8 protein-coding genes are annotated in these 6,182 nt (G+C 46.4%); 4 read left to right on the forward strand and 4 right to left on the reverse strand.

The window, feature by feature from the left end:
* Positions 1–155: 155 nt before the first annotated feature.
* Positions 156–1,124 (reverse strand): SGNH/GDSL hydrolase family protein, encoded by a 969-nt coding sequence (locus tag DY78_RS01520; RefSeq protein ID WP_024625748.1) that lies wholly within the window; start codon positions 1,122–1,124, stop codon positions 156–158.
* A 128-nt stretch (positions 1,125–1,252) separates the two neighbouring features.
* Here DY78_RS01520 and DY78_RS01525 point away from each other — a divergent pair, with 128 nt between their 5' ends.
* The 3 genes from DY78_RS01525 to DY78_RS01535 all read left to right on the forward strand — a co-directional run bounded on the left by DY78_RS01525 (position 1,253) and on the right by DY78_RS01535 (position 3,879).
* The gene (locus DY78_RS01525) at positions 1,253–3,154 is read left to right on the forward strand and encodes a heavy metal translocating P-type ATPase (protein WP_024625749.1); all 1,902 of its coding nucleotides are present in this window, start codon (positions 1,253–1,255) and stop codon (positions 3,152–3,154) included.
* 130 nt (positions 3,155–3,284) lie between these two features.
* Positions 3,285–3,605 (forward strand): thioredoxin family protein, encoded by a 321-nt coding sequence (locus DY78_RS01530; RefSeq protein ID WP_024625750.1) that lies wholly within the window; start codon positions 3,285–3,287, stop codon positions 3,603–3,605.
* Between the two features lies 1 nt (position 3,606).
* Positions 3,607–3,879 (forward strand): metal-sensitive transcriptional regulator, encoded by a 273-nt coding sequence (locus DY78_RS01535; RefSeq protein ID WP_024625751.1) that lies wholly within the window; start codon positions 3,607–3,609, stop codon positions 3,877–3,879.
* A gap of 201 nt (positions 3,880–4,080) precedes the next feature.
* On the opposite strand, the gene DY78_RS01540 is transcribed toward DY78_RS01535, so the two are convergent.
* The 3 genes from DY78_RS01540 to DY78_RS01550 all read right to left on the reverse strand — a co-directional run bounded on the left by DY78_RS01540 (position 4,081) and on the right by DY78_RS01550 (position 5,226).
* Positions 4,081–4,287 (reverse strand): hypothetical protein, encoded by a 207-nt coding sequence (locus DY78_RS01540; RefSeq protein ID WP_235810624.1) that lies wholly within the window; start codon positions 4,285–4,287, stop codon positions 4,081–4,083.
* Between the two features lie 153 nt (positions 4,288–4,440).
* Entirely contained in the window at positions 4,441–4,992 is a 552-nt protein-coding gene (locus DY78_RS01545) for a ferritin-like domain-containing protein (protein ID WP_024625753.1), read from the reverse strand.
* A 12-nt stretch (positions 4,993–5,004) separates the two neighbouring features.
* Positions 5,005–5,226: a heavy-metal-associated domain-containing protein gene (locus DY78_RS01550; RefSeq protein WP_024625754.1), complete on the reverse strand. Its 222-nt coding sequence runs from the start codon at positions 5,224–5,226 to the stop codon at positions 5,005–5,007.
* Between the two features lie 134 nt (positions 5,227–5,360).
* Between DY78_RS01550 and DY78_RS01555 the strand changes: the two genes are divergently transcribed.
* Positions 5,361–6,026 carry a Crp/Fnr family transcriptional regulator gene (locus DY78_RS01555; RefSeq protein ID WP_024625755.1) on the forward strand — a complete coding sequence of 222 codons (666 nt, stop codon included), beginning with the start codon at positions 5,361–5,363 and terminating at the stop codon, positions 6,024–6,026.
* Positions 6,027–6,182: the final 156 nt, after the last annotated feature.

Below are 6,182 nucleotides of genomic sequence, written 5' to 3' on the forward strand. Positions count from 1 at the left end.
AATGGATAATACTTAATCTTCATTGTCTAAGTGGTTTAACGCATCGTCTGGATATCAAAAGCTGGTGAATCGTCAGGAATCAGGCCTAACTCTTTAGCGTACATCTGAGCTACAAACAAAGCGAACCACTCGGTAATGTTCACCGTCCAACCAGTTCAGGCAAACAATTCTGGATATAATTCCCGCAAGGCATCCGCCAAGTAGTGTCCCGCCACTTGCGACCCTGCCACGTCCAAATGCACGCCATCGGTAGTCGTTGGTTGCCATTCCGCCGTATCAATTAACTGAATTTGCATAAATTCTGGGACAATTTCGCGAATCAAGCGGTCAAAACGTTGATTGAACGGCACCATCACGGCTAGCCGACTGTTAGGATAAAGCGTCGTCACTTGCGTCAAAAATTGTTTAAACAAGGCCGTAAAACTCGTTACCGATTCCCGGCCATCGTTAGTTCCAACATTAATCACCACCACATCCGTGGGTACCGGTGACCACGGGGTGCTGGCATCAACTTGCGTTAACACATCCATTAAGCGTGGCACCCCGCCAGTTCCTGGTTTATTAATTCCAGCGGCACTGTAAGCAATGCGGACATTGCGCGCGTTCAATAAATCACTGGCAATGGCCGCATAATTGGCCTCGCCACGATAATCTTCTGCTGGCATGCGACCAGCGACCCAGCATCCGGCCGTAATGGAGTCGCCAATGAAAGTAATGCTGTGATTGCCGGGACGGACGGCTCGTAGCTCGCCGTCACTCGTCAAAGATTCGACACCAAAACCAGCTTGACCCGACCACACCGCGTCGGCATCGGTATTGCCACTCATCACCACGCGAATCACGTGCCGTTGCCCATCTAACGTGAGCTGAATTGGCGTGGCTGTCAATGCTTGTCGCTGATACGGTAAGCCGTCGATTTGAATGGCAACCCAACTCGGCGCATCAACACGGTCGTTGAACATCGTCAAGGTTAAAAAGCGCGCGTGATCCACTTGTAGCCAAAACTCGGCGCCTAAATTAGTCGTATACATGACCATTTTATCGGCCAACTGTTTTTCGACCCAGCGACCTTGAAAATAGGCCGGCAATAACGCATTATTGGCCGGCACAACTTGAAATTTCACAGCGATCTCTCCTCATATAAAAGCGTTTTATTTATTATACCAAAGCAAACTTGACCCGCATCAAGTTATTAAAGCCGGCACGCTCCTATACTAAGACCATCAAATCAAACAAGGAGTGGTTTCTCATGATGAAATTACAACAATTTTTAACCAAATATACGAACCACATCACCGCCATCACCGGCGGCCTCATTGTCCTCGGTTTCGCAACCAAGTTCCTATTACACAGCCTAACCGGTTATCAAGTTATCCTCGCCATCGCTTCAATTATTGCCGTGATTCCCATCGCAGTACGCGCGTGGAGCGCCTTAATCAATCGCGTCTTTAGTATCGAACTGCTCGTCAGCATTGCCGTCATCGGCGCGTTTGTCATTGGCGAATTCGATGAGTCGGCCATCGTCACATTCTTATTCCTATTCGGTTCATATCTCGAAAGCAAAACTTTACAAAAAACGCGCACAGCCATTAAAGGTTTGACCGAAATGGCCCCCACGACAGCAACCTTAGTGACTGCTGACGGGACGACGACCGTGGATATCGACGACGTGGACGTGGACGATGTCGTGCTCGTCAAAACCGGTAACCAAGTCCCCGTCGATGGTGTCGTCGTTGACGGGAGTGGCTATCTCAACGAAGCGTCCATTACAGGGGAATCACGGCAAATCAGCAAACAACTAGACGACCAAGTTTTTTCGGGGACCATGGTCGAAAACGGCTATTTAAAAGTTAGAGCGACTCAAGTTGGCGACGACACGACATTCGCTAAAATCATTGATTTAGTCGAAGAAGCCCAAGATACCAAATCGAAAGCGGAAAAATTCATCGACCGCTTTGCCCAATACTACACGCCCGCCGTCCTCGTCTTAGCCCTACTCGTCTTTATTTTTTCGCGCGACTTTCGCCTAGCCATTACCGTCCTCGTGCTCGGTTGCCCGGGGGCCTTAGTCATCGGTGCGCCAGTTTCCAATGTCGCCGGTATCGGAAACGGCGCCAAACGCGGCATCTTAATCAAAGGTGGCGAAGTAATCGACCGCTTCGCCAAAATCGACACGTTAATGTTTGATAAAACTGGGACCTTAACGCAAGGTAAAACGACCGTCACTAGCTTTAAAGCCTACACCGATAACGCCCAACTATTACCATTAGCCGCCGCAATTGAACAAACTTCTGATCACCCACTCGGCCAAGCTATCGTCACGTACGCGGCCCAACACGCCACCACCACGGCGACCCCTACGCTAACGGATACTGAAACGGTTAAGGGGCAAGGTATCTGGGCGACCGTGGCTAATCAAAAAGTCATCTTAGGCAATCAAAAATTATTAACAGCGCAACAAATCACGTTAACAGCGACGCAACAAGCCGACTTAAAACAAATGCAACAAGCCGGCCAGTCGACCGTTATTCTAGCCATTGATCAACAAGTCCAAGCGATTTTCGGCATTGCTGATGCGATTCGTCCCGCCGTCAAAACGGCTTTAGCTGCCTTAAAAGCCCAAGGTATCAAACACTTAGTCATGTTAACCGGTGACAATGAATTAACTGCCGATGCCGTCGCTACTGAACTCGGCATCGATGAAGTCCACGCCAACTTATTACCCGCTGAAAAGGTCACTTACGTCAAAAAACAACAAGCAGCCGGCCATATCGTGGCATTTGTCGGTGACGGGATTAACGATAGTCCTTCAATCGCCCAAGCTGATATTGGTATCGCCATGGGTAGCGGGACCGATGTCGCCATTGATACTTCAGATGTCGTCTTAATGCAATCGAGTTTTCCAGCGTTAGTACACGCCCACGGTCTCGCCCAAAAGACGGTCTTAAATACCCGTGAAAACATCTTTATTGCGATTGCTACTGTCGTCTTCTTACTGATTGGCCTCATCTTTGGCTACATTTATATGGCGAGTGGCATGTTCGTCCACGAAGCAAGCATCCTCGTCGTTATCTTTAACGCCATGCGGTTAATCAAGTTCCAAACGAAATACGACCGGAAGATACCCACCCCGGTAAAATCAGTTACGGCTTAATATAACTAACAACGTCACTAGCTAACTATCCGTTAGTTGGTGACGTTTTATTTGGTACTCGGGCAAATAACTTGTTTTAATATACGGGTGGGGGTATATTTGAAACATCAATTAACCGGAGGCCTTTAAAATGATTAAAGAAATTCATGACCAAGATTTTGCTAAAGAAACTGACACTGGTGTCGCCGTAATCGACTTTCGCGCGGACTGGTGCCCGCCATGTCGCATGATGGACCCTATCTTGAAGTCACTATCTGAGGATGCCGCTTATAAAGACAAGGTCAACTTCGTTTCATTAAATGTCGACAATGACCAAGAAGTTGCGAGTCAATTCCAAGTTCAAGGGATTCCCACCTTCTTAATCAAAAAAGACGGCCAAGTTGTCAGCCATATGGTCGGTGCGCGGCCTAAGCCCGACTTTGAAGCCGAATTAAAGAAAGCTGTGGACTAAGATGACTACGGAAGCAGACGGCTACGTCACTAAAAAGCAAATCACGACCCGTTTAAAACGTTCCGCTGGTCAGCTTGACGGCGTCTTACGGATGATGGCGGAAGATCGCCCCTGTGATGAAGTCTTAGTTCAGCTGTCCGCGGTTAAATCCAGCGTCGATAAAGCTATGAAGCTGGTAATTGCCCGCAACATCAACAATTGTGTTGATAACATGGCGGCGGCCGACGTTCAAAATCTGGAACAATCACTCGACTTGTTATTAAAAACCAAATAATAGCGCAAAAGGGACACCTGATAAAAGTTGAAATTATCAGGTGCCCCTTTAGTTTTTACTATTTTTGTGGCCGAAACGTGAGCCATAAGGTAGTTTGTTCCGCTTAACGTGGAATGAGCAACCATGCCCCAAAGCCCGGGCATAATTGCTCATTCCACGTTAATACTCGCAAACTAATCGCCTTCTGGCTCACTCTACCGGCTATTTCCAGTCGCCCTTTTTCCAATCATCTTGAGACCAATCGCCTTTTTCCCAGTCATCACGCGTATCTTGTTCTGGCTGTTCAGCTTCTTTTTCGGCCCGCTTTTTCGCTCGACCGATTAAGACCGTCGTCGAAACGACCGTCACAAAGCCGGTGGCAATAATGAATACAAATGTCCAAATGACAATCTCAGCTACTGACATCATGGTCCCCCTTCACATTAAATCGTTAGCGTTAGTATAGCGCAGCTGTGTGGGAATTGCTACGATTCAAATAGGTTAGCGGATGAATAAAAGCCCAGCTAACAACTACCCCAAGGCATCGTTAGCTGAGCTTTATCTCAATAACATTAAATATCGCTATTCGTCATCATCATCGTCTTCTTCATCCAAACCAGCCCGCGCCGTTTGGCCTAAGAAAGCTTGTAACTGCCGAATTTGGCGATTATTGCTGCCACGATAAGCAACTAACCAAGCGGCTAAGGCCGGACGAGCTTCCTTTTCGGCGAGTTTAATGGCCCGGTCAACAAAGAGATTTTCGGTATCATAATCTTTGATGGTGCCAGCTACTAAATCCGATGCAGTTTGATACTTGTTAGCACCATTTTCTTCAAGCATGGAATATTTGGTTAATTCCGCAGTGGTTGAAGATGGCTTTTGATCTTCATCCAATAATAACGCACCCAGTTCGGCAAAATGCTTAATATTCAAGTCCAACAATTGTTGATAAACCGGTTGTAAAGCGAAGTAATCGCGACCTTTAACATACCATTTAACTTGGTTCAATTTGACATATTCGACCATTAAATTCGATAAGATATGATTCGTCATTGCCCCCGCGGTTGGCGTGTGGTGGTCGATTTCACTTTGTTTTAATTCTGCGGCATATTGTGCTTCAATAGTTGTTTCCATAAGTTGAGCCCCCTACTTTACTTTGACGCTTTCAACGTCGTATCCTAGTCCTGTGACCACTTGTTTTAATTGATCAGCATCGGTCGTACTATCATCAAAGTCGGCTTTGACCTTGCTAGCATTAAATAAGACTTTGACGTTCGTTACACCCGGATGGTTGGCGACCGCCTTTTCAATTTTTGTCATACATGAAGGACACGTCAACGTCCCGAGTTGCATAATTGCTTTTGCCATAATTTTGACCTCCATCAATTCATTTGATGGCTCTATCATAACGAGCTGGCCCATTTAAAAACTTGACCGGCATCAAGAAATAAAAATTCTTTTGGCAGTATACTAATTACATAAATAATGAGGGGGTGTCCGTGATGGCGAATCACGAATGCGTACAACTGGTGCCAATTTTCAGCGAACTCGAAGCCGACCAACTAGATACGATTGAAAAAATCGTCCGGCACCATCACTATCAAGCTGGCGAAACTTTGTTTAGTGCCGCTGATGCACTGGATCAACTAATGATTGTTGCCAACGGCCAAGTCAAAGTTTATCAACTAGCTGCCAACGGTCGCGAACAATTACTCTACTTATTACAAACTGGCGATATCGACGGGGAAGCCGCTTTATTCGAAAACCAGCAACGGACCTCATTTGCCGAAGCGTTAGTCCCGACCGATGTTTGCAGCATCCGCCGTGAAGACTTCCAAGCACTCATGCAACAATATCCCAGCATCAGTATCAAAGTATTGAACGTCTTCGGCAAACGCCTCACCCAGCTCGAACGCCAAACGACCAGCACGGCCACCGAATCCGTCGAAGCCCGTCTCGCCAACTATTTAACCGAAACGGCGGCAGCCTTAAAAACGGATACGTTCAAACTACCAATCAAGAAAAAAGATCTCGCTACTTTCTTAGGCACCACGCCGGAAACCATCAGTCGCAAATTAACTTTATTTGAACAGCAAGGGTTGATCACACAACAGGCCGGCAAAGTAATTAAAATTAATGATGCCGACCAATTATTGTTAACTGAATAATCTCGCAATACCGTAAACTTAGAGATAACGATAATTCGCTCAGCAGCAATTATCGCTACCTCTTTTTAATATCACCCACTTTGCAAATTCAATGTTAGTTTTAAGGTAGATTGCAAATTTAATCCGAATTTTTGGACAAATTGTTCAGCATAACCT

The organism is Lactiplantibacillus fabifermentans DSM 21115 (assembly GCF_000498955.2).
GTDB lineage: Bacteria > Bacillota > Bacilli > Lactobacillales > Lactobacillaceae > Lactiplantibacillus > Lactiplantibacillus fabifermentans.